General features: G+C 57.0%; 1 protein-coding gene. It reads left to right on the forward strand.

Features of this window, described 5'->3' with window-relative positions:
* The first annotated feature begins 311 nt into the window (after positions 1-311).
* On the forward strand, positions 312-1,223 hold the full coding sequence (locus PMI41_RS17160) for an FHA domain-containing protein (protein ID WP_008126944.1): 912 nt from the start codon (positions 312-314) through the stop codon (positions 1,221-1,223).
* Position 1,224 lies beyond the last annotated feature (1 nt).

Below are 1,224 nucleotides of genomic sequence, written 5' to 3' on the forward strand. Positions count from 1 at the left end.
GGAGAAATAGCATGGCTGTTCAAGGTGTTGGCGGCGGAGCAACCGGATCGGATGCTTCAATCGACAAGATGACGCAAGCGTTTGACAAGGCGATTGAGAAGTCAGCAAAGATTACTGAAATTACGACTGAAAAGAAGGTCGCACTTGATGCTGCCAAGCAGCGTCCAAACAACTGATTTTTAAAGTTTGCGCAGGCGGCACTGTGCCATCTGCGCAAATTCCTATTGCCGGTCGGGCGCCTTTTGCCAGTTTGAGCCCGATGTAAAGACGCATGTGAATACTTCGAATACTTTGCAAACGAGGCAAATGCCATGGGCTCCATCGTTCGATTTCAGGAACCGAAAACAGCCTTGCTGCTCAAGGTAACGGCTGGCGTTCATGATGGTGTCCTGCTGCCGCTGGAAGGCGGCTCCTATCGCCTTGGTTCAGCTGCAGATTGCGATCTGACCCTGAGCGACCGCGATGTCCGCGCCCATCACATGACGCTGCAGCTTCAAGGGTCCGCTGTTCTCATCGAGGCCATTGACGGCGAGGTTGTCATTGACGGTGACACGCTTGTACCGGTCGGTCATGGCGTGCGCGCCCCCTTGCCCTTCACGGTCAAGATCGGCACTGCCACCATCGAGCTGTCATCGCCTGTGTCTGAGGGCGAGGGCTTGCGCAAGATGCCACGCGCCAGCTGGATCGCCATTGGCGGCGGCGCATTGACGCTTTTGACAATTGCTGCCGTGCAGGCAGGCGTCGGGGACTTCCTCGGTTCGAACAGTACAACCCTTACCCATCATTCGGCCAAGCATGGCCAGACCATCGAAAGCGTTCATGCGCCTGCTGCTGCCGAACCGGTTGCTGCATCGCTGCAGACAAAGCTGACGGAAGTCGGGCTGTCCGGTCTGAAGATCAATGCGGAAGGCACACGGCTGACCGTATCGGGCGCTCTGTCGGCAGAGGACAGCAAGGCCTGGGGCAATATACAGAACTGGTTCGATCGCACCTATGGCGGAACCTATGTGCTGACCAGCATGGTCGGGGCGATGGCGCCGAAGGTGCTTCCCAAATTCAATCTACAGGCTGTATGGTTCGGGGATGCGCCCTATGCCATCAGTTCAGACGGAACACGGCTCTACAAGGGAGCCGCGCTCGAAGATGGCTGGATCATCAAGGACATTCGCGACGGGCGACTGACAGCCGCACGACAAGGCGAAGAATTCGTCCTGACGTTCTAGC

Source organism: Phyllobacterium sp. YR531, from assembly GCF_000282595.1.
Taxonomy (GTDB): domain Bacteria; phylum Pseudomonadota; class Alphaproteobacteria; order Rhizobiales; family Rhizobiaceae; genus Phyllobacterium.